At 61.3% G+C, this 23,998-nt stretch carries 22 protein-coding genes; 8 read left to right on the top strand and 14 right to left on the bottom strand.

What is annotated here, in order from left to right; all coding sequences use genetic code 11:
- Positions 1 to 3: 3 nt before the first annotated feature.
- On the bottom strand, positions 4 to 378 hold the full coding sequence (locus tag KIG99_RS09645) for a MazG nucleotide pyrophosphohydrolase domain-containing protein (protein ID WP_226459968.1): 375 nt from the start codon (positions 376 to 378) through the stop codon (positions 4 to 6).
- A 226-nt stretch (positions 379 to 604) separates the two neighbouring features.
- Between KIG99_RS09645 and KIG99_RS09640 the strand changes: the two genes are divergently transcribed.
- From KIG99_RS09640 to KIG99_RS09615, 6 genes are all read left to right on the top strand, one after another.
- Positions 605 to 4,480 carry a DUF3683 domain-containing protein gene (locus tag KIG99_RS09640; RefSeq protein ID WP_226459967.1) on the top strand — a complete coding sequence of 1,292 codons (3,876 nt, stop codon included), beginning with the start codon at positions 605 to 607 and terminating at the stop codon, positions 4,478 to 4,480.
- Positions 4,481 to 4,590: 110 nt separating this feature from the next.
- Entirely contained in the window at positions 4,591 to 5,025 is a 435-nt protein-coding gene (locus KIG99_RS09635; protein WP_226459966.1) for an HIT family protein, read from the top strand.
- 12 nt (positions 5,026 to 5,037) lie between these two features.
- Entirely contained in the window at positions 5,038 to 6,645 is a 1,608-nt protein-coding gene (locus KIG99_RS09630; protein ID WP_226459965.1) for a hypothetical protein, read from the top strand.
- Positions 6,646 to 6,707: 62 nt separating this feature from the next.
- Positions 6,708 to 7,130: a gamma-butyrobetaine hydroxylase-like domain-containing protein gene (locus KIG99_RS09625; RefSeq protein ID WP_226459964.1), complete on the top strand. Its 423-nt coding sequence runs from the start codon at positions 6,708 to 6,710 to the stop codon at positions 7,128 to 7,130.
- Positions 7,131 to 7,134: 4 nt separating this feature from the next.
- On the top strand, positions 7,135 to 7,872 hold the full coding sequence (gene ubiE / locus KIG99_RS09620; protein ID WP_226459963.1) for a bifunctional demethylmenaquinone methyltransferase/2-methoxy-6-polyprenyl-1,4-benzoquinol methylase UbiE: 738 nt from the start codon (positions 7,135 to 7,137) through the stop codon (positions 7,870 to 7,872).
- Positions 7,873 to 7,935: 63 nt separating this feature from the next.
- Positions 7,936 to 8,505, top strand: coding sequence for a ubiquinone biosynthesis accessory factor UbiJ (locus KIG99_RS09615; RefSeq protein WP_226459962.1), 570 nt, complete (start codon positions 7,936 to 7,938; stop codon positions 8,503 to 8,505).
- Positions 8,506 to 8,573: 68 nt separating this feature from the next.
- Here the strand turns inward: KIG99_RS09615 and KIG99_RS09610 are convergent, their stop codons facing one another.
- The 13 genes from KIG99_RS09610 to mnmG form a co-directional block, all read right to left on the bottom strand.
- Positions 8,574 to 8,999, bottom strand: coding sequence for a F0F1 ATP synthase subunit epsilon (locus tag KIG99_RS09610; RefSeq protein ID WP_226459961.1), 426 nt, complete (start codon positions 8,997 to 8,999; stop codon positions 8,574 to 8,576).
- A gap of 25 nt (positions 9,000 to 9,024) precedes the next feature.
- On the bottom strand, positions 9,025 to 10,428 hold the full coding sequence (gene atpD / locus KIG99_RS09605) for a F0F1 ATP synthase subunit beta (RefSeq protein WP_226459960.1): 1,404 nt from the start codon (positions 10,426 to 10,428) through the stop codon (positions 9,025 to 9,027).
- Positions 10,429 to 10,459: 31 nt separating this feature from the next.
- A complete protein-coding gene (gene atpG, locus KIG99_RS09600; protein WP_226459959.1) occupies positions 10,460 to 11,320 on the bottom strand; it encodes a F0F1 ATP synthase subunit gamma in 861 nt (286 codons plus the stop codon).
- A 17-nt stretch (positions 11,321 to 11,337) separates the two neighbouring features.
- A complete protein-coding gene (gene atpA / locus KIG99_RS09595; protein WP_226441688.1) occupies positions 11,338 to 12,876 on the bottom strand; it encodes a F0F1 ATP synthase subunit alpha in 1,539 nt (512 codons plus the stop codon).
- 9 nt (positions 12,877 to 12,885) lie between these two features.
- Positions 12,886 to 13,419 carry a F0F1 ATP synthase subunit delta gene (locus KIG99_RS09590; RefSeq protein ID WP_226459958.1) on the bottom strand — a complete coding sequence of 178 codons (534 nt, stop codon included), beginning with the start codon at positions 13,417 to 13,419 and terminating at the stop codon, positions 12,886 to 12,888.
- 5 nt (positions 13,420 to 13,424) lie between these two features.
- Positions 13,425 to 13,895: a F0F1 ATP synthase subunit B gene (locus KIG99_RS09585; RefSeq protein WP_226441686.1), complete on the bottom strand. Its 471-nt coding sequence runs from the start codon at positions 13,893 to 13,895 to the stop codon at positions 13,425 to 13,427.
- Between the two features lie 39 nt (positions 13,896 to 13,934).
- The gene (atpE, locus tag KIG99_RS09580) at positions 13,935 to 14,183 is read right to left on the bottom strand and encodes a F0F1 ATP synthase subunit C (protein ID WP_027457100.1); all 249 of its coding nucleotides are present in this window, start codon (positions 14,181 to 14,183) and stop codon (positions 13,935 to 13,937) included.
- Between the two features lie 51 nt (positions 14,184 to 14,234).
- Entirely contained in the window at positions 14,235 to 15,104 is an 870-nt protein-coding gene (gene atpB / locus KIG99_RS09575) for a F0F1 ATP synthase subunit A (RefSeq protein ID WP_226459957.1), read from the bottom strand.
- Between the two features lie 2 nt (positions 15,105 to 15,106).
- Entirely contained in the window at positions 15,107 to 15,448 is a 342-nt protein-coding gene (locus KIG99_RS09570; RefSeq protein WP_226459956.1) for an ATP synthase subunit I, read from the bottom strand.
- A 127-nt stretch (positions 15,449 to 15,575) separates the two neighbouring features.
- A complete protein-coding gene (locus KIG99_RS09565; RefSeq protein WP_226459955.1) occupies positions 15,576 to 16,427 on the bottom strand; it encodes a ParB/RepB/Spo0J family partition protein in 852 nt (283 codons plus the stop codon).
- Positions 16,424 to 17,185: a ParA family protein gene (locus KIG99_RS09560; protein WP_226459954.1), complete on the bottom strand. Its 762-nt coding sequence runs from the start codon at positions 17,183 to 17,185 to the stop codon at positions 16,424 to 16,426. The genes KIG99_RS09565 and KIG99_RS09560 overlap by 4 nt, the downstream gene beginning before the upstream one ends.
- A complete protein-coding gene (gene rsmG / locus KIG99_RS09555) occupies positions 17,182 to 17,799 on the bottom strand; it encodes a 16S rRNA (guanine(527)-N(7))-methyltransferase RsmG (RefSeq protein WP_226459953.1) in 618 nt (205 codons plus the stop codon). The genes KIG99_RS09560 and rsmG overlap by 4 nt, the downstream gene beginning before the upstream one ends.
- On the bottom strand, positions 17,796 to 19,682 hold the full coding sequence (mnmG, locus tag KIG99_RS09550) for a tRNA uridine-5-carboxymethylaminomethyl(34) synthesis enzyme MnmG (RefSeq protein ID WP_226459952.1): 1,887 nt from the start codon (positions 19,680 to 19,682) through the stop codon (positions 17,796 to 17,798). Before mnmG ends, rsmG begins: the two co-directional genes overlap by 4 nt.
- A gap of 200 nt (positions 19,683 to 19,882) precedes the next feature.
- Here mnmG and KIG99_RS09545 point away from each other — a divergent pair, with 200 nt between their 5' ends.
- Positions 19,883 to 21,571, top strand: a complete 1,689-nt coding sequence (locus KIG99_RS09545) for a response regulator (RefSeq protein ID WP_226459951.1) — start codon at positions 19,883 to 19,885, stop codon at positions 21,569 to 21,571.
- Between the two features lie 115 nt (positions 21,572 to 21,686).
- Positions 21,687 to 23,960 carry a DUF6600 domain-containing protein gene (locus tag KIG99_RS09540; protein ID WP_226459950.1) on the top strand — a complete coding sequence of 758 codons (2,274 nt, stop codon included), beginning with the start codon at positions 21,687 to 21,689 and terminating at the stop codon, positions 23,958 to 23,960.
- Positions 23,961 to 23,998: the final 38 nt, after the last annotated feature.

The raw sequence follows: 23,998 nt of genomic DNA, 5'->3' as shown, positions 1-23,998 counted from the left end.
CTCTTAGCGGTTGGTGCCCGCTGAGTGTTCGCGTGCCAGCGCCTGCTTCTGTTCTTCCTTGATCTCCTGCCAGGAGCGTCCGGCTTCGATGCCGGAAAGACGGTTTTCGAATTTGCGGCAGGTCCTGGCGAGGACCGACTCAAGCGTGATGCCGTGCGCCTTTTCCAGCGCGATCACGGCATTCAGGCTGTTCCAGAGCAGGTCGCCCAGTTCGTCTTCCAGGTAGGCGCCGCGCTGCCGGGGAATTTCCTCGATAACCTCGTCGACCTCGTCCTTCAAGCCGTGCAGATAGCTTTCCGGGCCCTTGTACCAGGGATTGTTCCGGTCATACACGGCTTTGCGTCTGACGATTGCCAGCAATTTTTCGAAGTTTTCCATGGCAACCAGGTCGATTAACGGGGGCTGCCGCGATTTTGCCCGAGACATGCTGTCGTGTCGCCGGTCGACACGATGTGGGGCGGCATTTTCGCCTGGCCAAGGGCAAATCGGGCCGGCAAGCTGCGCAAACGGACTGAACCCCGGGCCGTTGTCGTGGTCGACTGAACCCGCGTCTTGCGCTGCAATACGCTAAAATCCACCTTTTGACGGACCCCCGGCTGCTTCCATGACTGCCCGCCTGCGCGAAATCCCCTACAACTACACCTCGTTTTCCGATCGCGAGATCGTCATCCGCCTGCTCGGCGCCGACAACTGGGCGGTGCTCGACGAACTGCGCAGCGAGCGCGTCACCGGTCGTTCGGCGCGCATGCTCTACGAAGTGCTCGGCGACATCTGGGTTGTCCAGCGCAACCCGTATCTGGAAGACGACCTGCTCGACAATCGCGAGCGGCGCGATGCGCTGGTCAGCGCCCTGCGTCACCGCCTGAGCGAAGTCGAAAAGCGGCGTGCCGAAAGCGCCCAGGAAGACAGCGTGCGCGCAGCCCGGGTCAAGCGCCTGGTCGAGGCGGCGCACGAAGCCGTCAATCGTTTCGAGGCCCGCTTCGGCGAAACCATCGACTTGCGTCGCAAGGTGCTGAAGTATCTCGGCAAGCATACGCGCAAGGACAACATCGCCTTCGACGGCCTGGCGCGTGTCTCGCACGTTACCGATGCGACCGACTGGCGCGTCGAATATCCTTTTGTCGTCCTCTATCCGGATACCGAAGAGGAAATCGGCCATCTCGTGCGCGGCTGCATCGAAGCCGGCCTGACCATCATTCCGCGTGGCGGCGGCACCGGCTATACCGGCGGCGCCGTGCCGCTGACGCCCTACTCGGCGGTGATCAATACCGAAAAGCTGATCGACATCGGCCCGGTCGAGGAGCTGGTGCTGGCCGGCCATGAAACGCCGTACGCGACGATCCGCACCGGCGCCGGCGTGGTCACCGATCGCGTCGCTGAAGCCGCCTCGCTGGCCGGCCGCGTCTTCGCAGTCGACCCGACCTCGGCTTCCGCGTCCTGCATCGGCGGCAACATCGCCATGAATGCCGGCGGCAAGAAGGCCGTGCTGTGGGGCACGGCGCTCGACAACCTGGCCTGGTGGAAGATGGTCGATCCGGACGGCAACTGGCTGGAAGTCGAGCGCGTCAATCACAACTACGGCAAGATCCACGAGCAGGAAAATGTCGAATTCCGCCTGAAGCGCTTCGACCCGAGCGGCAAGAAGCTGCTTGGCGAGGAAGTCCTGACCATGCCGGGCGCCGCCTGCCGCAAGGTCGGGCTGGGCAAGGACGTCACCGACAAGTTCCTCGGCGGCGTGCCGGGCGTGCAGAAGGAAGGCACCGACGGCATCATCGTCGCGGCGCGCTGGGTGCTGCACAAGATGCCGCCGGTGACGCGCACCGTCTGTCTCGAATTCTTCGGCCAGGTGCGCGAAGCCGTGCCGGCCATCGTCGAGATCACCGATTACTTCAAGCCGGGCGGAGCCGGTCTTGCCGCCGGCGTGCAGCTGGCAGGCCTCGAGCACCTCGACGAGCGCTACGTCAAGGCGGTTGGCTACGCGACCAAGGCGAAGCGCCACGGGCGGCCGAAGATGGTGCTGCTCGGCGATCTCGTCGGGCATGACGAAAACGCCGTGATGGCGGCCGCTTCCGAAGTCGTCCGCATGTGCAACGTGCGCGGCGCCGAGGGCTTCATTGCGGTCAACGCCGAAACACGCAAGAAATTCTGGCTCGACCGTTCGCGAACTGCCGCCATTTCGCGCCATACCAATGCCTTCAAGGTCAATGAAGACGTCGTCATCCCGCTGCCGCGCATGGGCGATTACTGCGACGGCATCGAGCGCATCAACATCGAGTTGTCGACGCAGAACAAGCTTGCCCTGTGCGACGCGCTGTCCGAATTTCTCAAGGGCGAACTGCCCTTGCACCGCGGCGACACGACGCTCGACACCGACGTGCTGATCGGCGATCGCCGGCAGGCGGCCCTGGACTATGTCGAGGCGGTGCGTCTGCGCTGGGAGTGGCTGCTCGACAATCTCGATCTGCCCTTGGCCGAAGCCGAATCGCGCTTCCTGTCCTATGGCGTGCAGGCCGGTGAGCTGAGCAACCGGGCGGAAAATCCGCGTCTCTTCCACCGTCTGCAGGATTACTCGGTTCGCGTCTCGTGGAAACAGGAACTGCATTCGCGGCTGTCCAAGATCTTCGACGGCAGCGTTTACCGCCCGATCATCGAGCGCATCGAGGCGATCCACAAGGAAACCCTGCGCGCCCGCGTCTTTGTCGCGCTGCACATGCATGCCGGCGACGGTAACGTGCATACCAACATCCCGGTCAATTCGGACAATTACGAGATGCTGCAGACGGCCAACAAGGCGGTCGAGCGCATCATGCACCTGGCGCGTTCGCTGAACGGCGTGATTTCCGGCGAACACGGCATTGGCATCACCAAGCTCGAGTTCCTGACCGACGCCGAGATTGCGCCCTTCCGCGCCTACAAGCAGAAGGTCGATCCGCACAACCATTTCAACAAGGGCAAGCTGATGCCCGGCGGCGACATGGGCAATGCCTACACGCCGTCGTTCAGCCTGCTCGGCACCGAGTCGCTGATCATGGAGCAGTCCGAGATCGGCAAGATCTCCGACATGGTCAAGGACTGCCTGCGCTGCGGCAAGTGCAAGCCGGTCTGTTCGACGCATGTGCCGCGTGCCAACCTGCTCTACAGCCCGCGCAACAAGATCCTGGCGACCTCGCTGCTGGTCGAAGCCTTCCTTTACGAGGAACAGACCCGACGCGGCATTTCGCTCAAGCATTTCGACGAATTCAACGACGTCGCCGACCATTGCACGGTCTGCCATCGCTGCGTCAAGCCCTGTCCGGTCGACATCGATTTTGGCGATGTTTCCGTCGCCATGCGCAATTTCCTGCGCAAACAAGACAAGAAGCGCTTCAGCCCCGGCACCGTGGCGGCGATGACCTATCTGAACCTGAAGGATCCGGCGACCATCAAGCTGATGCGCGGCGTCATGATGGACTTCGGCTTCAAGGCGCAGCGCCTCGCCCACAAGGCGGCCAAGGCGCTCGGCCTGATCCAGGACAGCCGCGCCCATCCGCCGGCCACGCTGGGTGCGCCGAGCGTCAAGACGCAGGTCATCCACTTCCTCAACCGGCCGATGCCGGGCAACCTGCCCAAGCGTACGTCGCGCGCCCTGCTCGACATCGAGGACGCCGAAGTGATCCCGGTCATCCGCAATCCGCAGAAGACGACCGAGGACTCGGATGCCGTCTTCTACTTCCCCGGTTGCGGTTCCGAGCGCCTGTTCTCGCAGGTCGGTCTGGCCACCCAGGCCATGCTCTACGAAATCGGTGCGACCACGGTGCTGCCGCCGGGCTACCTGTGCTGCGGCTATCCGCAGACCTCATCGGGCGACGAGGACAAGGGCCAGAAGATCACCACCGACAATCGTGTGCTCTTCCACCGTGTCGCCAACACGTTGAACTATCTCGACATCAAGACGGTGATCGTGTCCTGCGGCACCTGCATGGATCAGCTGCAGAAGTACCAGTTCGAGAAGATCTTCCCCGGTTGCCGCCTGCTCGACATCCACGAATATCTCATGGAAAAGGGCGTCAAGCTGGAAGGTGTCGAAGGCACGCGCTACATGTACCACGATCCCTGCCATACGCCGATGAAGGCCTATGCGCCGCTCGCCGTGACCAAGGCGCTGATGGGCCAGGACGTGCCGCTGACCGACCGCTGCTGCGGCGATTCCGGCTCCTTCGCCTATTCGCGTCCGGATATCGCGACCCAGGTCAAGTTCCGCAAGCAGGAAGAAATCGAGAAGGGGGCGACGGCCTTGCGCGCCGACGGCTTTACCGGTGACGTCAAGATCCTGACTTCCTGCCCGGCCTGTCTTCAGGGCCTGTCGCGTTACGATGACGATGCCGGCACCAAGGCGGATTACATCGTCGTCGAAATGGCCAAGCACCTGCTCGGTGAAAACTGGATGGTGCAGTATGTCGACCGTGCGAACAACGGCGGGATCGAGCGCGTATTGCTCTGATTTTTCGCTTTTTCTGGCCGTCTACCGGTAAATGCCAGGCATTCATCCGGTAGCGGCTTGCAGTATTCCGTTTCCGGTGTAATGCTTTCTCCATATAGGGGGATGCGAACGTGGATAACAGCGGCAAGGCTTGTGAATTGTGTGCGACGACTGGCGGAGAGGTGCTCTGGCAATCGTCGCTCTGCCGTGTCATCCGGGTGGCGGACCCGCACTACCCCGGCTTTTGCCGGGTCATCCTGAATGCCCATGTCCGTGAAATGACCGATCTTGACGCCGGCCAGCGTCGGCAGTTGATGGATGTCGTTTTTGCCGTCGAGGGCGTGGTCCGGGCCTTGTTCAAGCCGGACAAGATCAATCTGGCCAGCTTTGGCAACATGGTGCCGCATGTGCACTGGCACGTCATACCGCGTTGGCAGGATGACCGTCATTTTCCCGAACCGATCTGGGGGGCGGTACACCGCGATGGTATTGTCGGGATACCGGAAGTTGATGATGCCAGCCTGGTTGCTGCCTTGGCGCTGGCGCTTGGAACTGTCGGGCAATAGACTGGATCCATCATGAGCACGAATAACAACAATCTTTCCGAACTGTTGATTCCGGATCTGCAAAGCGGGATGGACTTCATCGCGCAATTGCCGCTGGCCAATCCGGCGCAGGCCGAACTGCAGCTGATCCGTTTTCTCGATACCCTGCTGGCGAGTCCGCCTGATCCCGGTGTGCTGCTGGCATTGCTTGAACAGGCGCGGGTGCCGATGTGTTTCGTCGAAGAGGAAATGGCGCGGCGTTATCACAACAAGGCTCTTCCGCTTGCCGACGAGGAAGAGAGCTGTTTCCAGCAGGTGGTGGCGGCCTGGCGTCGCATGAGCAAGGCGTATGCGCTGTGTGCCCGGATCGAGGAACCCGACGCCGAGAATCCCCAATACAACGCCCTGATGGCGGCCATCCTGCATCGCTGCCTGTACTACACCGGCATGGTTATCCTCGAGCACTACCGGGCGCGCCGCGAATTGCCGGCCGGCATCTGGATGGAGTTGCACGGCTATTACGAAACGGCCGAGGAATGGGGCGTTGCCTACACACCGGTCGAGGATGCCCTGGAAAACACCTTGCAGGCGACACACTGTGCGGCTGCCTATACGACCCTGTTGTTGATCGAAATTGCCAGTCCGTACAGCAACAGCGTGCGCAATCTCAATCTGATCCGACGCTGGGCCGGCATGTGGGCACCGCTGGTGTCGATTCATCCGCTCGAAAACGACTTGGAAGTTCCTCCCTACGTGGTCGAGTTGATGAAGGATGTCCCGCTGCACCCGGGGGCTGTCGCCGATGGTCCGGACGATGATGCCCGTCGGCTGGATACGACGCGCCTCGGTCTGCAGATCAATCACATGATCAGCCAGTTGCGGCAGCGCATGACGCCCTCCCAGCTTGGCCTGGGCGAGGAAACCTCCGGCCATGTCATCCAGCTCCTCGAGCATCTCTCGCGGCCCTGGACGCAGTCGGCTTCGCCGCGCAAATTCCGGCGCTTCGATACCGAGGGAATTGCACATGTGGCGACCGGCTTCGATGCCATGCATTATTGCGTGACCGGTCAGGAGTTCGAGCAGCCCGATTCCGCCAAGGCCTACTCGCGCGACGAGTTCGATCAGCTGTTCACCTTCCGCGACCGGGCCGAACCCGGGGTGGCGTTGAGCATCAAGCCACAGATCAGTTTTCCGGTTGATGAGTGGTCGGTGATCAATCATTCGGCGAACGGCTTTCGCCTGGCGAGAACCTGCGCCGGGCAAAAGCTGGCGCATAACCAGTTGATGGTGGTTCGGCCGCATGACGGCGAGCATTTCCTGCTCGTCTACGCCACCTGGCTGATGCAGGAAGAAAATGGCGGCCTGGTTGTTGGCGTCGCCATTTTGCCCGGCATGCCGAGTGGCTGCGCCGTTCGCTATGCCGGTGAGGGCAATTCGGTGAATCACCGCTTCATGCGTGCGTTTTTGCTGCCATCGGTGCCCGTCGTCCATGAAGAGGCATCCATTGTCTTGCCCGCCGGGGTCTATCAGGCCAGTCGTGTGCTGGAAGTTTTTTCCGGAGGGCAAATCTGGCAGTTGCGCCTCAAGCACATCCTGCAGCGGGGTATCGATTTCGACCGGATCAGTTACGACTCCCTTTGATACATCTTGCCGCCGGGGGAGAACGAGTGCGCTAAACTATCGCCCTCACTCCGGAGATCACTATGGCTGGCATTGATCGGGACACACCGATTCCAAGCGAAATCAAGCTGCACCAGAAATCACGTCGGCTGGAGATCGCCTACGCGGACGCTGAAAGTTTCACGCTCGATTTTGAATACCTGCGGGTCTATACCCCATCGGCCGAGGCACGCGGTCACGGTCCGGGACAGGAAACCCTGCAGACGGGCAAACGTAACGTCGATATCGAGCGTATCGAGCCGGTTGGTACCTACGCCCTGCGTCTGGTTTTTTCCGACGGCCACGACAGCGGACTTTATTCCTGGGACCTGCTCTACAACCTGGGCAAGCACCAGGCTGAACTCTGGGCGGAATATCTGAAACAAATTGAAGCGCAAGGCTTGTCCCGCGATGTCGATACGACCTCGCGCCCGGCGGCCGGAGGATCTTGCGGTCACCATCACTGAAACCATGACTAAAGACACTACACATTTTGGCTACGAGACCGTAGCCGAGCAGGAAAAAGCCCGGCGTGTCGCCGACGTATTCGATTCGGTCGCCAGTCGTTACGACTTGATGAACGATCTGATGTCGGGCGGCATGCATCGTCTGTGGAAGGCTTTCACCATCCAGCGTAGCGGTGTGCGCGAAGGCTCGCGCGTGCTCGATGTGGCTGGCGGTACCGGTGACCTTTCGCTGGCTTTTGCCAAGCGGGTCGGCAAGAGCGGCCAGGTCTGGCTGACCGACATCAATAACGCCATGCTGGCGCGCGGTCGCGATCGCCTGCTCGACAAGGGCTACATGGTGCCGGCTGCGCAATGTGATGCGGAAAAGCTACCCTTCCCCGACGACTGGTTTGATTGTGTGACGGTCGCTTTCGGCCTGCGCAACATGACGCACAAGGATGCGGCGCTGGCCGAGATGTATCGTGTCTTGCGCCCGGGCGGCCGTCTGCTGGTCCTCGAGTTCTCGAAAATCTGGAAGCCGCTGGCGCCGGTTTACGATTTCTACTCTTTCCAGGTCATCCCGCGTGTTGGCCAGCTGGTTACCAATGACTCGGACAGCTATCGCTACCTGTCGGAATCGATCCGCATGCATCCTGGTCAGGAAGAGTTGAAGGAGATGATGGAAAAAGTCGGCTTCGAGAAAGTTGAATATTTCAACATGGCGCTCGGCGTCGTCGCTCTGCATCGCGGCTTCAAATTCTGAAATGAGTACGCCTGGAAATCGCCTGTTTTCAGGCGTCGACCGCTACACGCCTGGTGAACCGGGATGAGCGCATTGCTTCGCCTTGTTCCCGCCGCCCTGAATCATCTGCTTCTTGCCGAGTCCTGGGCGCAGGAACGCCTGCGTTCCCACGCCGGCAGTCATGCACTGATCCAGGCGGGGCCGCTTGATCTGCATCTGCTGGTCGATAATGATGGCCTGTTCCAGGCAGGTTCGGCAGAGCACTCTCCGGCCGTGACCATCAGCCTGCCGCTTGATACACCGATTCGTTTCCTGACCGACCGGAAAAGTGTTTTTCAGGCGGCGAAGCTTTCCGGCTCTGCTGATTTTGCCGAAACCTTGGCGTTTGTGTTTCGTAATCTGCGCTGGGATGTCGAAGCTGATCTGGCGCATTATGTCGGCGATATCCCGGCTCGCCGGCTTGAAATGGCGCGGCATACCCTGAGCAGGCAAGGCCGGGAGTCGTTTACGCGCTTGTTCACAAATCTCGCCGAGTATGCGAGCGAAGACTCCGACTGGATTGTGCCGCGCCGCGAACTCGAGGCATTCGGGCGGCAGGTCGATGTTTTGCGCGACGATCTCGCACGCCTGGAAAAACGTCTGGCTCGTCTCTGACTACCAATGTTTCGAGCAAATAAAAAGGGCAGCCTAAGCTGCCCTTTTTGTCATCCGGATAACCGGAATCAGTGTACCGACTTGCGCAGACGCTGAATGGCCTGAAGCTGGGCGATGGCCTGGGCCAGCTCCGCTTCGGCAGAGGCGTAGTCCATTTCGGCTTGCCGGTTGGCAAGCGCTTCTTCGGCACGCTTCTTGGCTTCCAGAGCCTTGGCTTCGTCCAGGTCATGAGCACGGATGGCGGTATCTGCCAACACGGTAATCATGTCGGGCTGAACTTCCAGCATTCCACCAGACACATAGACCAGCTCGAAATCGCTCTGATCCGGCACCTTCAGACGAATGGTGCCGGGCTTGATGCGGGTGAGCAAGGGCGTATGGTGCGGCAGAATGCCGAGTTCCCCGGCTTCACCGGGAAACACCGCCATTTCCACCAGGCCGGAGAAGATGGACTCCTCGGCGCTGACGACATCACAATGAACAGTCATTACCATTACTGGCTCCTATGCCGACGCCGCATCACTGCAGCGTCTTGGCCTTCTCGATGACTTCCTCGATACCGCCGACCATGTAGAACGCTTGTTCCGGCAGGTGATCGTATTCGCCGGCACAAATGCCCTTGAAGCCCTTGATCGTGTCCTTGAGGGAAACGAACTTGCCCGGCGAGCCGGTGAAGACTTCAGCAACGTGGAACGGCTGCGACAGGAAGCGCTGGATCTTGCGAGCGCGGGAAACGGCGAGCTTGTCTTCAGGAGACAGTTCGTCCATACCCAGAATCGCGATGATGTCACGCAGTTCCTTGTAGCGCTGCAGATTCATCTGCACGGCACGGGCAACCGAGTAATGCTCTTCACCAACGACTTGCGGATCGAGCTGGCGCGAGGTGGAGTCGAGCGGATCGACAGCCGGGTAGATACCCAGGGAGGCGATGTCACGCGACAACACAACGGTGGAGTCGAGGTGCAGGAAGGTGGTAGCAGGCGACGGGTCGGTCAAGTCATCGGCAGGCACGTACACGGCCTGGATGGAGGTGATCGAACCCACCTTGGTCGAGGTGATACGCTCTTGCAGACGGCCCATTTCTTCAGCCAGCGTCGGCTGATAGCCCACGGCGGAAGGCATACGGCCGAGCAGTGCGGACACTTCGGTACCGGCCAGCGTGTAGCGATAGATGTTGTCGACGAAGAACAGGATGTCACGACCATCATCACGGAAACGTTCGGCCATGGTCAGACCGGTCAGCGCGACGCGCAGACGGTTGCCCGGCGGCTCGTTCATCTGACCGAACACCATCGCGACCTTGTCGAGAACGTTGGAGTCCTTCATTTCGTGATAGAAGTCGTTACCTTCACGGGTACGCTCACCAACACCGGCAAACACCGACAGACCGGCGTGTTGCTTGGCGATGTTGTTGATCAGTTCCATCATGTTAACGGTCTTGCCGACGCCGGCGCCACCGAACAGGCCAACCTTGCCGCCCTTGGCGAACGGGCAGATCAGGTCGATAACCTTGATGCCGGTTTCCAGCAGATCGACGGAAGACGACAGTTCGTCGAACTTCGGTGCGGCTGCGTGGATTTCGCGCAGTTCGTCGCTGTCGATCGGACCGGCTTCGTCGATCGGACGGCCGAGGACGTCCATGATGCGACCCAGCGTGCCCATGCCGACCGGCACGGAGATGCCAGCACCGGTGTTGTTAACCTTCATGCCGCGGCGCAGGCCGTCGGATGAACCCATGGCAATGGTGCGAACCACGCCGTCGCCCAGCTGTTGCTGAACTTCGAAGGTCAGGCCTTCTTCCGCCATGCCGTTTGCTTCAGAAGCATCGAGCTTGAGGGCGTCGTAGACCTTCGGCATTGCTTCGCGCGGGAAGTGGATGTCCACAACGGCGCCGATGCACTGAACGATTGAACCTTGACTCATATTCAAATCCCCAAAAATTAAAATCTACGCGTCACACCGCGGCGGCGCCGCTGACGATTTCCGAGAGTTCCTTGGTAATCGCAGCCTGACGGGCCTTGTTGTAAACCAGCTTCAAGTCACCGATGACGGTCTTGGCGTTGTCGGAAGCGGACTTCATGGCAACCATCCGGGCGGACTGCTCGGAGGCCATGTTTTCGGCCACAGCCTGATAAATCATTGCTTCGACGTAACGGATCAAAAGATCGTCGATGACCGCCTTGGCTTCCGGTTCGTACACGTAATCCCAGTTCGACTTGGACGAACCAACAGCTTCGCCAGTCAGCGGGAGAACTTGTTCGAAGACCGGTTCCTGCTTCATCGTGTTGATGAAGCGGGTGTAGCCGATGTAAAGCGCATCGATCTCACCGTTCATGTAGGCATCAAGTTGAACCTTGACCGGCCCGATCAGCTTTTCCAGATGCGGCGTATCGCCAAGAGCTGTTACGTGCGAAACGATCTTCGCACCGGCACGCTGCATGAAGCCGAGACCCTTGTTGCCGATGCAGGTCGCCTGAAATTTCGTGCCCTGAGCATCGAATTCCTTCATCTTGATCACCGCAAGGCGCAAGAGGTTGGAGTTCAAACCGCCGCACAGACCCTTGTCCGACGTCACGAGAACGATGCCGACATTGGCTTGTTCACGCTTGTTCAGGAAGGGATGCTTGTACTCGGTCAGGGCGTGCGACAGATTGCCTGCAACGCGCCGGATTTTCTCGCCATAAGGACGGGCAGCACGCATCCGCTCCTGCGCTTTGCGCATTTTGGATGCGGCCACCATTTCCATGGCCTTGGTGATCTTGCGCGTGTTTTCGACGCTCTTGATCTTGTTGCGAATTTCCTTGCCGCTAGCCATGCAATTCTCCTAGCCGATCAGGCCCAGCTGCTCTTGAAAGCGGCGATCCCGGCAGCAAGTGCCTTTTCGGTGTCGCCACTGAGGTCTGCAGTCGATTCCATGGTGTTCATGACATCGGCGCAGTTGGCCTTCAGGTAGCTGATCATGGCCTTTTCGCATTCCAGGGCACGCTTGACTTCGACATCGTCGAAATAACCCTTGTCAGCTGCGTACAGCGTGACGGCCATGTCGGAGATGTTCATCGGCGAGTACTGGGCCTGCTTCATCAGCTCGGTCACCAGGCGACCACGCTCCAGCTGCTTGCGGGTTGCTTCGTCGAGATCGGAAGCAAACTGGGCGAACGCAGCGAGTTCGCGGTACTGGGCCAGAGCCAGACGGACACCGCCGCCGAGCTTTTTGATCAGCTTGGTCTGGGCAGCGCCACCGACGCGGGACACGGAGATACCGGCATTGATAGCAGGACGGATACCGGCGTTGAAAAGGTCGGTTTCCAGGAAGATCTGGCCATCGGTAATCGAGATCACGTTGGTCGGAACGAAGGCAGAAACGTCACCTGCCTGGGTTTCGATAACCGGCAGTGCGGTCAGCGAACCGCTCTTGCCCGTGACTTCGCCATTGGTGAACTTCTCGACCCAGGCTTCGGAAACGCGAGCGGCGCGTTCCAGCAGACGGGAGTGGAGATAGAACACGTCGCCCGGATAGGCTTCGCGGCCCGGCGGACGGCGCAGCAGCAGGGAAACCTGACGGTAGCCCCAAGCCTGCTTGGTCAAATCGTCATAAATGATCAGTGCGTCTTGACCGCGGTCTCGGAAATACTCGCCCATCGTGCAGCCGGCATACGGAGCCAGGTATTGCAGAGCAGCGGATTCGGAAGCGGAAGCAGCAACGACGATGGTGTATTCCATTGCGCCGTGTTCTTCGAGCTTGCGCACGACGTTGGCGATGGTGGAAGCCTTCTGGCCGATAGCAACATAAACGCAGAAGAGGTTCTTGCCCTTCTGGTTGATGATGGCGTCGACTGCAACGGCGGTCTTGCCGGTCTGGCGGTCGCCAATGATCAGCTCGCGCTGACCACGACCAACCGGAACCATGGAGTCCACACACTTCAGACCGGTTTGCACCGGCTGGGAAACGGACTTGCGCCAAATAACGCCCGGAGCAACCTTTTCCAGCTTGTCGGTCAGCTTGGCGTTGATCGGGCCCTTGCCGTCGATCGGCTGACCGAGGGTGTTGACCACGCGGCCAAGCAGTTCCGGACCAACCGGCACTTCCAGAATTCGACCGGTCGTCTTGACGACGTCGCCTTCAGAGATGTGCTCGTATTCGCCAAGAATAACGGCGCCGACAGAGTCGCGCTCGAGGTTGAGTGCCATGCCGAAGGTGTTGCCGGGGAATTCCAGCATTTCGCCTTGCATGACGTCTTGCAAACCATGCACGCGCACGATACCGTCAGTGACGGAAACCACGGTGCCCTGCGTGCGCACTTCCGATGCGCCCTGCAGGTTCTGGATTTTGCTCTTGATCAGTTCAGAAATTTCGGAAGGATTCAACTGCATGAAATTCTCCTAGTTGTTCAGCGCCACGGCCATCGAGTCGAGTTTGCCGCGGACTGAAGCATCCAGCACCTGGTCACCGACGGCAATTTTCACCCCACCGATCAGGCTCGGGTCGATTACGACGCGAGCAGTCAGGCGGGTACCAAAGCGGGGCTCGAGCTGTTGCAGCAGAGCAGCGATTTGGCTGTCGTCAATGGGAAATGCGGAATGCACCACCGCCTCCTTGACCCCTTCTTCCTGGCTCTTGGCCAGTTCGAAAAGCCGGGAAATCTCCGGCAGGAGTGCGAGACGCCGGTTTTCTGCGAGGGTACGAATAAAGCTGCCAAGGGTTACGTCGCTGTCTTCAGACAGCGAAATCAACAGATCGGCAACCTGCTCGGCGGAGAGCCGGGGATTGCCCATGACCGAAGCCATGTCCCCGTCCTGGGCGATAAAGGCCAGACGCTGGAGGCGTGCAGACCAGATGCCCTGCGCCCCGGTTTCCTGAGCGATGCGAAATGCAGCGTCAGCGTAGGGGCGAGCGATGGTGACAGATTCAGCCATAAGCTTTACAGATCCTGTTTGATCGTGGCCAGAATATCGGCATGAGCCTGGGCATTGATCTCGCGACGCAGAATTTGTTCTGCACCGGCAACCACCAGGGAAGAGACTTGTTCGCGCAATTGTTCCTTGGCGCGTACAGCTTCCTGGTCGATTTCTGCCTTGGCGCCTGCGACGATGCGGTCAGCTTCGGCCTTGGCCGTTACCTTTGCTTCGTCGATAACCTGAGCGGCACGCTTTTCAGCGTTGGCGATCAGTTCGGCGGCCTTTTCCTTGCCTTCACGGAGAGCATCCGTGGAGCGCTTGGTAGCCAGTTCGAGATCATGCTTGCCGCGTTCAGCGGCAGCCAGTCCATCCGCGATCTTCTTCGCACGCTCGTCGAGCGCCTTCACAATGGGGGGCCACACGAATTGCATCGTGAACCACGCCAGAATGAAGAACACAACGAGCTGTGCAAACAACGTTGCGTTCAGATTCACGGTATTAGTCCTCTAAAGAGTTGATCGGTTGAGGACCGATTAAACCAGCTTGAACGGATTGGCGAAGGCGAACATCATGGCGATACCAACGCCAATCAGGAATGCAGCGTCGATCAGACCGGCCAGCAGGAACATCTTGGTTTGCAGAGCGTTCATCAACTCAGGCTGGCGGGCAGAGGCTTCAATGTACTTGCCGCCCATCAGGCCGATACCGATACAGGCACCGATAGCACCCAGACCAATGATCAGGCCGGCAGCCAGAGCAACAAAACCGAGAACGTGTTCCATGACAACTCCTTGCTAAGTTAAAAAATAAAAGACTACAAAGTTACAACGAAATCAGTGCGCTTCGTGAGCCTGGCCGACATAGACCAGCGTCAGCATCATGAAGATGAAAGCTTGCAGGGCAACAATCAGGATGTGGAAGATTGCCCAGATCGAACCGGCGACGATGTGGCCGAGGAACAGGGAAACGCCGGTGGCGCTTGCAGTCCAGGCTGCACCCATCAGTGCGATCAGCATGAATACCAGTTCGCCTGCATACATGTTGCCGAACAGTCGCATGCCGTGGGAAACGGTCTTGGCGAGGAATTCGATCATCTGCATGGCGAAATTGATCGGGTAGAGCAGCGGGTGGCTGCCGAACGGTGCGGTGAAGAGTTCGTGGATCCAGCCGCCAATACCCTTGATCTTGATGTTGTAGTACACGCAGACTAGCAGGACGCCGGCCGACATGCCCAGCGTGCCGTTAAGGTCGGCGGTCGGGACAACGCGCAGATAGGCGTGATGGTCATCGGTGATGGTCTGCCACAGCGTCGGCAACAGATCGACCGGCAGGAAGTCCATCGAGTTCATCAGGAAGATCCAGATGAACACGGTCAGCGCCAGCGGGCCGACGAACTTGCGGGATTCGGCGCTATGGACGATGCCCTTGGCCTGGTCGTTGACCATTTCAAGAACGATTTCGACGGCTGCCTGCATGCGACCCGGCACGCCGGAAGTGACGCTCTTGGCGACACGCCACATGACGAACAGACCCAGTACGCCCATCAGGACGGAAAAGATCATGGTGTCGAGATTGAGAACGCTGAAATCGATCACATCCTTCTGCGCATGACCGGTGGTATTCCATTGCGTCAGGTGGTGAACGATGTATTCGCCGGCGGTCGGCGCGTTTGCTGCTGTTTCTTCGTGGCCTGCTGTAGACATAATCAGGGTTTCTTCCAGAACGCTATAAAACCTGCATGCAAAACAATCGCGAAGCCGATCAACAAGCTGGGCCAGTGCATCTCGGGATACCCCTTGATGGCGATTGCCAGTAATCCAATGGTGACGCCGATCTTGAGGAACTCACCGATGAAGAAGTTCGCCGCGTAGATATTGCCGGGGCGGTTGCTCAACATCGTCAGCCGGACGGCAAAGAAAAGGTTGGGAAGTATGCTGGCGATCGCCGCCAATCCCACCGAAACAAGCCCCCGCGTTCCCACGATTAAACCAGCCCCGATTGCTGTTATCACTGCCGCACCAAATTGGAGATAAATCGCCTTGTACATGGTGCCTTGCAATCGTTGACCGGACGTGCCACACAGACCTAAATGATACAAGACTGGGCATTTCTACGTCAATGAAAATTAGGGGTTTTCCCGTAGGATTTCGTTGACTGGCGCGGTTTACCGGGGTTTAACGCAGTTTGCCGAGGATGCCGTCGAGTTGATCGAGGTCGCCGAATTCGATGGTGATTTTGCCGGCGCCCTTCTTGTTGCTGCGGATCGCGACATTGGCGCCCATGACATCGGAAAGTTCTTCCTGCAGGCGCAGCAGGTCACGGTCGACCGGGCGCTCGGCGGCTTTTTCCGGTGGTGTGAGGATCTGCTGCACAAGGCGTTCGGCTTCGCGCACCGACAATCCCTTGAGCACGATGCGCTGGGCAACGGCAACCTGCTGTGCTGCGGGCAGCGGCAGCAGGGCGCGGGCGTGGCCCATGTCGAGCTTGCCGGTCATCAGCAATTCCTGGGCGGCACCGGTCAACTGCAGCAGACGCAGCAAATTGGAGGCGGCCGGACGCGAACGGCCAACCGCATCGGCGGCCTGCTGGTGGGTCAGACCGAACTCGTCGATCAGGCGTTGCAGGCCCTGGGCTTCTTCGAGCGGATTGAGGTTTTCGCGCTGGATGTTCTCGATCAGGGCCATGGCCAGCGCCTGTTCGTCGGGGATGCTGCGCACGAGGACCGGGACTTCGCTCAGGCCGGCCAGTTGCGAGGCGCGCCAGCGGCGCTCGCCGGCGACGATTTCGTAGCGTTCGGCACCCGGCGTGCTGTCGACGGCACGGACCAGGATCGGTTGCATGACGCCCTGGGTCTTGATCGAGGCGGCGAGTTCGGCGAGCGACTCCTGGTCCATGTGGGTGCGCGGCTGGTATTTGCCGGGGCGCAGACGCTCGACCGGCAGATTGCGCTGTTCGTCACCCTGCGGCTTGTCGCTGCCGGAAAGCAGGGCATCCAGGCCGCGGCCGAGTCCTTTCATCTTGATCATGGGGCGACCCTCTCGAGAATTTCTTTGGCGAGCGCGCTGTAGGCCTGCGCACCCTTGGAGTTTTTGTCGAAGGCAATCACCGGCTTGCCGTAGGACGGTGCTTCGGCGAGGCGGACGTTGCGCGGCACGATGGTCTTGTAGACCTTGTTGCCGAAGTGGCTTTCCAGTTCGTTCGAGACCTGTTGCGTCAGCGTGCTCTGCGGGTTGTACATGGTGCGCAGCAGGCCCTCGATCTCGAGGCGCGAATTGAGGTGGTGGCGAACCTTGCGCAGGGTTTCGACGAGGTCGGAGAGGCCTTCCAGCGCGTAGTACTCGCACTGCATCGGGATCAGCACGGAATCGGAGGCGACCAGGCCGTTGACCGTCAGCATGTTGAGCGCCGGCGGGCAGTCGATCAGGATGAAGTCGTAAGTGGCGTGGCCGGCCTGTAGGGCGTTCTTGAGGCGGTATTCGCGCTGATCGAGTTCGATCAGCTCGACTTCGGCACCGGCCAGTTCGCGGTTGGCGGGCAGGATGTCGAAGTCGAATTCGGTCTTGATGCAGACCTCGCTTAGTGTCGCGGCACCGATCAGCAACTGGTACACCGTGGGCAGCGCTTCCTTCTTGGTGATGCCGGCGCCGGTCGTTGCATTGCCCTGCGGGTCCATGTCGATCAGCAGCACGCGCTGGCCTTCGGCGCCGAGCGAGGCAGCCAGATTGACGGCGGTGGTCGTCTTGCCGACGCCGCCCTTCTGGTTGGTTATGGCGAGTACTTTCATGACCCGGCTTTCAGAATGATCAAATGGCGTTCGGCATCCAGCCCCGGCACATGCAGTGGAATAATGGCTTCCACAACGATGTCGACCGGCAGGGATTCAAGTTCGGCATCCGGACGGACGCCCTTCATGGCCAGCCAGCGCCCGCCTGGCGCCAGCAGGTGGCGGGTTAGGCTGATGAACAGGCCGATCTCGGCAAAGGCGCGCGAACTGATCTGCGCATATTGTCCCTGCATTTCCTCGACCCGGGCGTGATGCGCCCGAATATTCTTCAGGCCGAGTTCGATCGCCGCCTGTTGCAGGAAAGTTGCCTTCTTCTGCACGGTATCGACCATGCTGACCGACAGTTCGGGGCGCGCGATTGCCAGCGGAATGCCGGGCAGGCCGCCGCCGCTACCGACATCGAGCAGCGCGCCGGGGCCGACATGCGGCAGGATCGCGAGCGAATCGAGCAGGTGATGCGAAATGACCTGTTCCGGATCGCGCAGCGCGGTCAGGTTGTAGGTCTTGTTCCACTTCAGCAGCAGGTCGCGGAAGGCGAGCAGCTTGTGCTGCGCCTCTTCCGGCAAGTCGATGCCGAGTTCGGCGAGGCCGGCGGCTAGGGTCATGGCGCTCATGCGGCCTGGCTCAGGTTGAAGCGCTTGAGGTGGATCAGCAGCAGCGAAATCGCCGCCGGCGTGATGCCCTGGATGCGCGAAGCCTGACCGATGGTCTGCGGCTTGTGCAGGGCCAGTTTCTGCTTCACTTCATTGGACAGGCCGGCCACCTTGCCGTAATCGAGATCGACCGGTAGCGCGGTATTTTCGTAGGAACTCGACTTGGCGACTTCCTCGGCCTGGCGGTCGATATAGCCCTGGTACTTGGCGGAGATTTCCAGTTGTTCGACGACCGCCGGGTCGCTCAGCGCTTCACCGGCGCCGGGCAGCGTCAGCAGCGAGGCGTAGGAAATTTCCGGGCGGCGCAGCAGTTCGAACAGGTTGTACTCATGCTCGATGGCCTTGCCGAGTACGCGTAGTGCATCCTCGGCCGGCAGGATTTTCGGATTGACCCAGGTCGCTTTCAGGCGCTCCTGCTCGGCGGCGATGGCATCGCGCTTTTGGCAGAAGGCAGCCCAGCGGCTATCGTCGATCAGGCCGAGCGCCCGGCCCTGTTCGGTCAGGCGCAGATCGGCGTTGTCCTCGCGCAGGCTGAGGCGGTATTCGGCGCGGCTGGTGAACATCCGGTACGGGTCGGAAACGCCGCGCGTGATCAGGTCGTCGACCAGCACGCCGAGGTAGGCCTCGTTGCGCTTCGGACACCAGCCTGCTTCGTTGCGCAGGTAGCGCACGGCATTGACGCCGGCGAGCAGGCCCTGCGCGGCAGCCTCTTCATAGCCGGTCGTGCCGTTGATCTGGCCGGCGAAGAACAGACCGTTGATCGCCTTCGACTCCAGCGTGTCCTTGAGGCCGCGCGGATCGTAGAAATCGTATTCGATGGCATAGCCGGGGCGCAGGATGTGGCAGTTTTCCATGCCGCGGATCGAGCGCACCAGTGCCAGCTGGATGTCGAAAGGCAGGCTGGTGGAGACGCCGTTCGGGTAGATCTCGTGCGTGGTCAGGCCTTCCGGCTCGAGGAAGACGTTGTGCTGGTTCTTGTCGGCGAAGCGGTGGATCTTGTCTTCGATCGACGGGCAGTAGCGCGGGCCGACGCCTTCGATGACGCCGGTGTACATCGGCGAGCGGTCGAGGCCGCTGCGGATGATGTCGTGCGTGCGCTCATTGGTTTCGGTGATCCAGCACGGCAGCTGGCGCGGGTGCTGGGCGGCGTTGCCGAGGAAGGAAAAGACCGGCAGCGGGTTGTCCGAATGCTGTTCTTCCATCACCGAGAAATCGATGGTCTTGCCATCCAGGCGCGGCGGTGTGCCGGTCTTCAGGCGGCCTTGCGGCAGATTCAGTTCCTTGAGGCGTGCCGCCAGCGATACCGAGGGCGGATCGCCCATGCGGCCGCCGGTGTAGTTCTCCAGGCCGACGTGTATCTTGCCGTTGAGGAAGGTGCCGGCGGTCAACACCACGGAATCGGCCAAAAAGCGGATGCCGAGCTGGGTGACGGCGCCGCAGACCTTGTCGCCTTCGACGATCAGGTCGTCGCAGGCTTCGGCAAAGATGGTCAGGTTGGGCTGGTTTTCCAGGCGCGAACGGATTGCCTGCTTGTACAGCACGCGGTCGGCCTGGGCGCGGGTGGCGCGCACGGCCGGGCCCTTTGAGGCATTGAGGATGCGGAACTGGATACCGGCTTCGTCGGTCGCTGCCGCCATCGCCCCGCCCAGCGCATCGACTTCGCGCACCAGGTGGCCCTTGCCGATGCCGCCGATCGACGGGTTGCAGCTCATCGCGCCGAGCGTGTCGAGATTGTGGGTCAGCAAGAGCGTGTTCGCCCCCATCCGCGCTGCGGCCAGCGCAGCCTCGGTGCCGGCATGACCGCCGCCGACAACGATGACATCAAAACGGGTGGGATAGAGCATGGGAATAGCCTTGCTGCGGTGCAGTATCGGGAGCCGGATTTTACGTCAGGTCGCTGAAAAATCGAAGTTTTCGCCGCGCCGCTGCCGCGCTGCGGCGAGTAGCAGGTCCGGGGCTGACCGGCGGCCGCATCCCGGCATGCCTTGCCCTGCCTGCCGAACTCAAGTAACTTGCCGAGATTCGCACTAGGCAAGCAAATAGCATGAGCGCTCTCGATAACGACGAGATGCTGCTGGTTTTGCAGCAGTCACTGACAAAAAAGCGGGTTTTGATCGTCGACCGGCACCCGCCGGCGCGCGAATCGCTGCGCCTGATGCTGGCTGCGCTCGGGGTGACTGCCGTTCACGGCGCCGGCAATTCGGCCGAGGTGATTCGCCAGGTCAAGACCAACCGTTTCGATATCGTGTTGTCCGACTTTGTTCTCGATGACGGCCGCGATGGCCAGCAGTTGCTCGAAGAATTGCGGCATGCCCATCTGATTCCGCTCGGCACGGTCTATCTGATCATCACCAGCGAGCGCGGTTACACCAACGTCGTGTCGATGGCCGAACTGGCGCCGGACGACTACCTGATCAAGCCGTTTACGGCTGACCAGTTGCAGGCCCGCCTGGTCAAGGCGATTTTCAAGAAACACGTATTGCGCCGGATCTACGAGCAGATCGAGCGCGGCGCCCTGCAGGAGGCGATTGCCGCCTGTGACCGGGTGATCCAGCAGCAACCGGCCTACATGTACGATGCGCTGCGCTTCAAGGGCGAATTGCTGCATACCCTGGGCAAGACGGCGGAAGCCGAAGAGGTGTTCCGCCGCGTGCTCGAAGGTCGTGTCGTGCCCTGGGCCAAGATGGGACTGGCCACCGCCTTGCGCGATCGCGGGGCGCTCGATGAGGCCGGCGATCTGGCCGAGCAGGTGCTGGAAGAGGCACCGGAGTTCCTTTCCGCCTACGATTTCCTCGCCTCCGTGCATGAGGCCAAGGGCCGTCTGGTCGATGCGCAGCATGTCCTGCAACGGGCGGCTGATGCCTCGCCGCACAACACCATCCGGCAGCGGCTGGTCGGCGATACGGCGGCGCGCAACAAGGATCTGCTCGGTGCCGAAAAGGCCTATGCCAAGGTGATTGATCGCAGTCGTGGCTCCAGCCTGCGCACCGTGGACGACTTTGCCAACCTGTCGCGGGTGCTTGTTGAAAAAGGCGACGTCGCCGCTTCGCGCAAGATCACCGCCGACATGAAGCGCGAATGGCGCGGCGACAAGCAGGCCGAACTGGCGGCACTGGTCACCGAAAGTCTCTGCCTCGACATGGAAGGTTCGTCCGACAAGGCGCAAGGCCTGGTCGAGCAGGCCATCGCCCTGCAGCAGGAGGTCGTTGCCGAGGCCGGTGCCAAGGGCAAGCATGTCTCGCAACGCCTGGCCGTCGATCTGGCGCACGCCTGCTACGCCACAGGCAAGCAGGATGCGGCGCAGAAAATCATGCGCCAGGTGGCTGCCGAAAATCATGAAGATCCGCATCTGATCGGGCATATCACCAGCGTGTTCGAAAAGACCGGGCAGCCGGATGCCGGTAAGGCCTTGCTCGATCAGGTCGGCAAACAGATCATCGAACTCAACAACAAGGGCGTCATGGCGGCGCGCAATGGCGATCTGGAAGGCGCCGTCGAGTTGCTGATCCAGGCGGCCGAACAGGTTCCCAACCTGCAGTTCCTGGTCAATGCCGCGAAGGCCATTTTCACCCTGCTCGACAAAAAGGGCTGGGACAAAGAGTTGGCGGCGCGCGCGCAGGATTATCTGCAGCGCGCCCAGCGCAAGGATCGCAAGAGCGCCAAGGTGGCCTCGGCGCGCGAACTCTATGTCACGGTGGCCAACAAATACGGCATCGAAGTCGACGCGGCCTGAACGGCGTTTGCCGGCAGCAACATCCTGAAACCATTTATTCTGCGGCGGGCGTCCATCGTCTGCCGCACTCGGGCGTTATTCGTTCATCTCACCGCCTGAATGTCCGGAGTTTGCCATGCGCCGCCAGCCTCTTTTCCTGCGTCTGTTCCTGATCCTGTTTGCCGTGCTGGCCGCTGCGCCGGCGCAGGCCGATCCGCCGGCGCGGGTCGGGCGTCTCGCGCTGGTTGAAAATGGTGTCAATTTCCGGGTTGACCGTGACGACGAAGGCGGGCCGGCCAGCATCAACTGGCCGATCAGCAGCGGCGCGGTACTTGAGAGCGAACGCCGCGGTCGTGCCGAGGTCTGGGTCGGATCGACGGCTTTTCGTCTGGCCGGCGGCGCCAGTCTTGCCTTTCCGGTGCTCGATGATCGCGAAGTCAGCCTGCAGTTGCAGCGCGGCACGCTGGCGGTGAGCATTCTCGACCCCGAGCAGAGCAATGACGTGACGGTGCAGACGCCGGAAGGCCGTATCCGCTTTGCGACGCCGGGGCGTTTTCGCATCGACGTTTTCTCCGATCACACCGAGTTGACCGCCCAGGCCGGTCAGGCGGTGTTCAATGACGGCGAACGCAACACGCCGGTGCGGGCGGGCCAGAAGGCCAGCCTCTACGCCGGCGAGCCGCTTCGCATCGCGGCCGATTACGATCGCGATGCCTTCGATTACTGGGTTGGCGAGCGCGAGAATGCCGCCCTCGCCAGCCAGTCACGGCGCCATGTTTCGCCGGCGATGACCGGTTACCAGGATCTGGACGCTTACGGTGACTGGCAGGTCCGGACCGAATACGGTGCCGTCTGGTATCCGCGGAGCGTCGCCGACGACTGGGCGCCCTACCGGGTTGGCCGCTGGGCCTGGGTTGCGCCCTGGGGCTGGACCTGGGTCGATCAGGCGCCATGGGGTTTTGCCCCCTTCCATTACGGCCGCTGGGTGCAGGTGCGCGGGCGCTGGGGCTGGGCGCCGGGAACGTATGTTGCCCGTCCGGTCTATGCGCCGGCCCTGGTGGCCTGGATCGGCAATCCGGGCTGGAGCGCCAGTTTCAGTTTTGGTGCGGCGCCGGCGGTCGGCTGGTTCCCGCTCGCCCCGCGCGAAGTCTATGTGCCCGGTTTTCATGCCAGCTCGGCCTATGTGCATCGGGTCAACCATGCGCATATCCGCGACATGGGCCTGGTTGACCGGGCAATGCGCAACGGACCGCCGCAATCCTATGTCCATCGCGCCTTGCCGCAGGCGGTGACGGTCGTGCCTTCGGCCTTCCTGCGCGAAGGGCGGCCGATCAACGCCGGCGACATGGGGCGGCACGAGCGGCGTGATCTGGAGCGCGTGCCGCAGGTTCGCGCCGCACCCGACAACGTATTGCGGCCGCCGGCCGGGGGCCGCCAGTTGCGTGATGAAAGCCGGCGCGACGCAGGCATGCCGTTCGGTGAAGGCCGGTCGTTCCGGCGTGACGATGGGCCGCGTCAGCCTGCGTTGCAGGGCGAGCCGCGCAGTCGTGATGGCATGCCGGCGGGCGATGCCGATGGTCGCCGACGTGACGTGATGCCCGGTCGTTTGCCCGAACGTAGCGAGGATGGGCGGCGGCCCGCCGTTGTGCGTGAAAATCCACTGTCGCCGCAAACCTTGCCCGCTGTCGATGCGCCGCGTCAGGAACGGGATAGCCGGCGTCCGGGCTTCACGCGTCAGGAGCGTGAAGTGGTCCGTCCGGTCGACGCGCCAAAAACACCGGAAATGCCGGTGGTGCGTGAAGAGCGGCGGCCGGCGGTGATGCGTGAGAACCCGTCGTTACCGTCTGCGGGTGGCGATATGCCGCGCCAGGATGGTGATAACCGGCGGCCGGGCTTCGTGCGTCCGGAGCGCGAAATCGCCCCTCCGGTAGACGCGCCGCGAACCCAGGAAATGCCGGTGGTGCGTGAAGAGCGGCGGCCGGCGGTTATACGTGAGAACCCGTCGTTACCGTCTGCGGGCGGCGATATGCCGCGCCAGGAGGGTGACAGCCGGCGTCCGGGCTTCATGCGTCAGGAACGTGAAGTCGCCCGTCCGGTCGACCTGCCGAGAATGCGGGAAATGCCCGTCGTTCGCGAAGAACGGCGGCCGCCCGTGGTGCGCGAGGCGCCGGCATTCCAGCCTGCTGCTGTCGAGCCGCAGGTTCGCCAGCGCGAAATCCAGCGTCCGGATTTTTCACGGCAGGAACGCGAGATGCCGCGCCCGGTCGACGTGCCGCGTCAGCGCGAAATGCCGCAGGCGGCACCGCAGCCGATGCGGGCACCGATGCCGCAGGCCGCGCCCGCCCCGGCCCGCGAAGCGCCGCCGGGCGACAAGCGTGGCGAACGTCGGCGCGAACGCGACGAGCGTTGATTGCATGAAATGAAAACCGGTCGGCCGTAGCGGTCGAC

The organism is Quatrionicoccus australiensis (assembly GCF_020510425.1).
In the GTDB taxonomy this organism is placed as follows: domain Bacteria; phylum Pseudomonadota; class Gammaproteobacteria; order Burkholderiales; family Rhodocyclaceae; genus Azonexus; species Azonexus australiensis_A.
The sequence above is the reverse complement of the archived record's forward strand: the minus strand, read 5'-3'. Positions and strand labels throughout refer to the sequence as shown.

Bases quoted from the DNA above. Each gene is read 5' to 3' on its own strand.
- mnmG (WP_226459952.1), bottom strand. From the start codon at position 19,682: ATGCTCTATCCCACCCGTTTTGATGTCATCGTTGTCGGCGGCGGTCAT.
- KIG99_RS09630 (WP_226459965.1), top strand. From the start codon at position 5,038: ATGAGCACGAATAACAACAATCTTTCCGAACTGTTGATTCCGGATCTG.
- ubiE (WP_226459963.1), top strand. From the start codon at position 7,135: ATGACTAAAGACACTACACATTTTGGCTACGAGACCGTAGCCGAGCAG.
- atpD (WP_226459960.1), bottom strand. From the start codon at position 10,428: ATGAGTCAAGGTTCAATCGTTCAGTGCATCGGCGCCGTTGTGGACATC.
- KIG99_RS09645 (WP_226459968.1), bottom strand. From the start codon at position 378: ATGGAAAACTTCGAAAAATTGCTGGCAATCGTCAGACGCAAAGCCGTG.
- atpG (WP_226459959.1), bottom strand. From the start codon at position 11,320: ATGGCTAGCGGCAAGGAAATTCGCAACAAGATCAAGAGCGTCGAAAAC.
- KIG99_RS09540 (WP_226459950.1), top strand. From the start codon at position 21,687: ATGCGCCGCCAGCCTCTTTTCCTGCGTCTGTTCCTGATCCTGTTTGCC.
- KIG99_RS09545 (WP_226459951.1), top strand. From the start codon at position 19,883: ATGAGCGCTCTCGATAACGACGAGATGCTGCTGGTTTTGCAGCAGTCA.
- KIG99_RS09610 (WP_226459961.1), bottom strand. From the start codon at position 8,999: ATGGTAATGACTGTTCATTGTGATGTCGTCAGCGCCGAGGAGTCCATC.
- atpE (WP_027457100.1), bottom strand. From the start codon at position 14,183: ATGGAACACGTTCTCGGTTTTGTTGCTCTGGCTGCCGGCCTGATCATT.
- KIG99_RS09570 (WP_226459956.1), bottom strand. From the start codon at position 15,448: ATGTACAAGGCGATTTATCTCCAATTTGGTGCGGCAGTGATAACAGCA.
- KIG99_RS09625 (WP_226459964.1), top strand. From the start codon at position 6,708: ATGGCTGGCATTGATCGGGACACACCGATTCCAAGCGAAATCAAGCTG.
- rsmG (WP_226459953.1), bottom strand. From the start codon at position 17,799: ATGAGCGCCATGACCCTAGCCGCCGGCCTCGCCGAACTCGGCATCGAC.
- KIG99_RS09565 (WP_226459955.1), bottom strand. From the start codon at position 16,427: ATGATCAAGATGAAAGGACTCGGCCGCGGCCTGGATGCCCTGCTTTCC.
- atpA (WP_226441688.1), bottom strand. From the start codon at position 12,876: ATGCAGTTGAATCCTTCCGAAATTTCTGAACTGATCAAGAGCAAAATC.
- KIG99_RS09640 (WP_226459967.1), top strand. From the start codon at position 605: ATGACTGCCCGCCTGCGCGAAATCCCCTACAACTACACCTCGTTTTCC.
- KIG99_RS09560 (WP_226459954.1), bottom strand. From the start codon at position 17,185: ATGAAAGTACTCGCCATAACCAACCAGAAGGGCGGCGTCGGCAAGACG.
- KIG99_RS09615 (WP_226459962.1), top strand. From the start codon at position 7,936: ATGAGCGCATTGCTTCGCCTTGTTCCCGCCGCCCTGAATCATCTGCTT.
- KIG99_RS09590 (WP_226459958.1), bottom strand. From the start codon at position 13,419: ATGGCTGAATCTGTCACCATCGCTCGCCCCTACGCTGACGCTGCATTT.
- atpB (WP_226459957.1), bottom strand. From the start codon at position 15,104: ATGTCTACAGCAGGCCACGAAGAAACAGCAGCAAACGCGCCGACCGCC.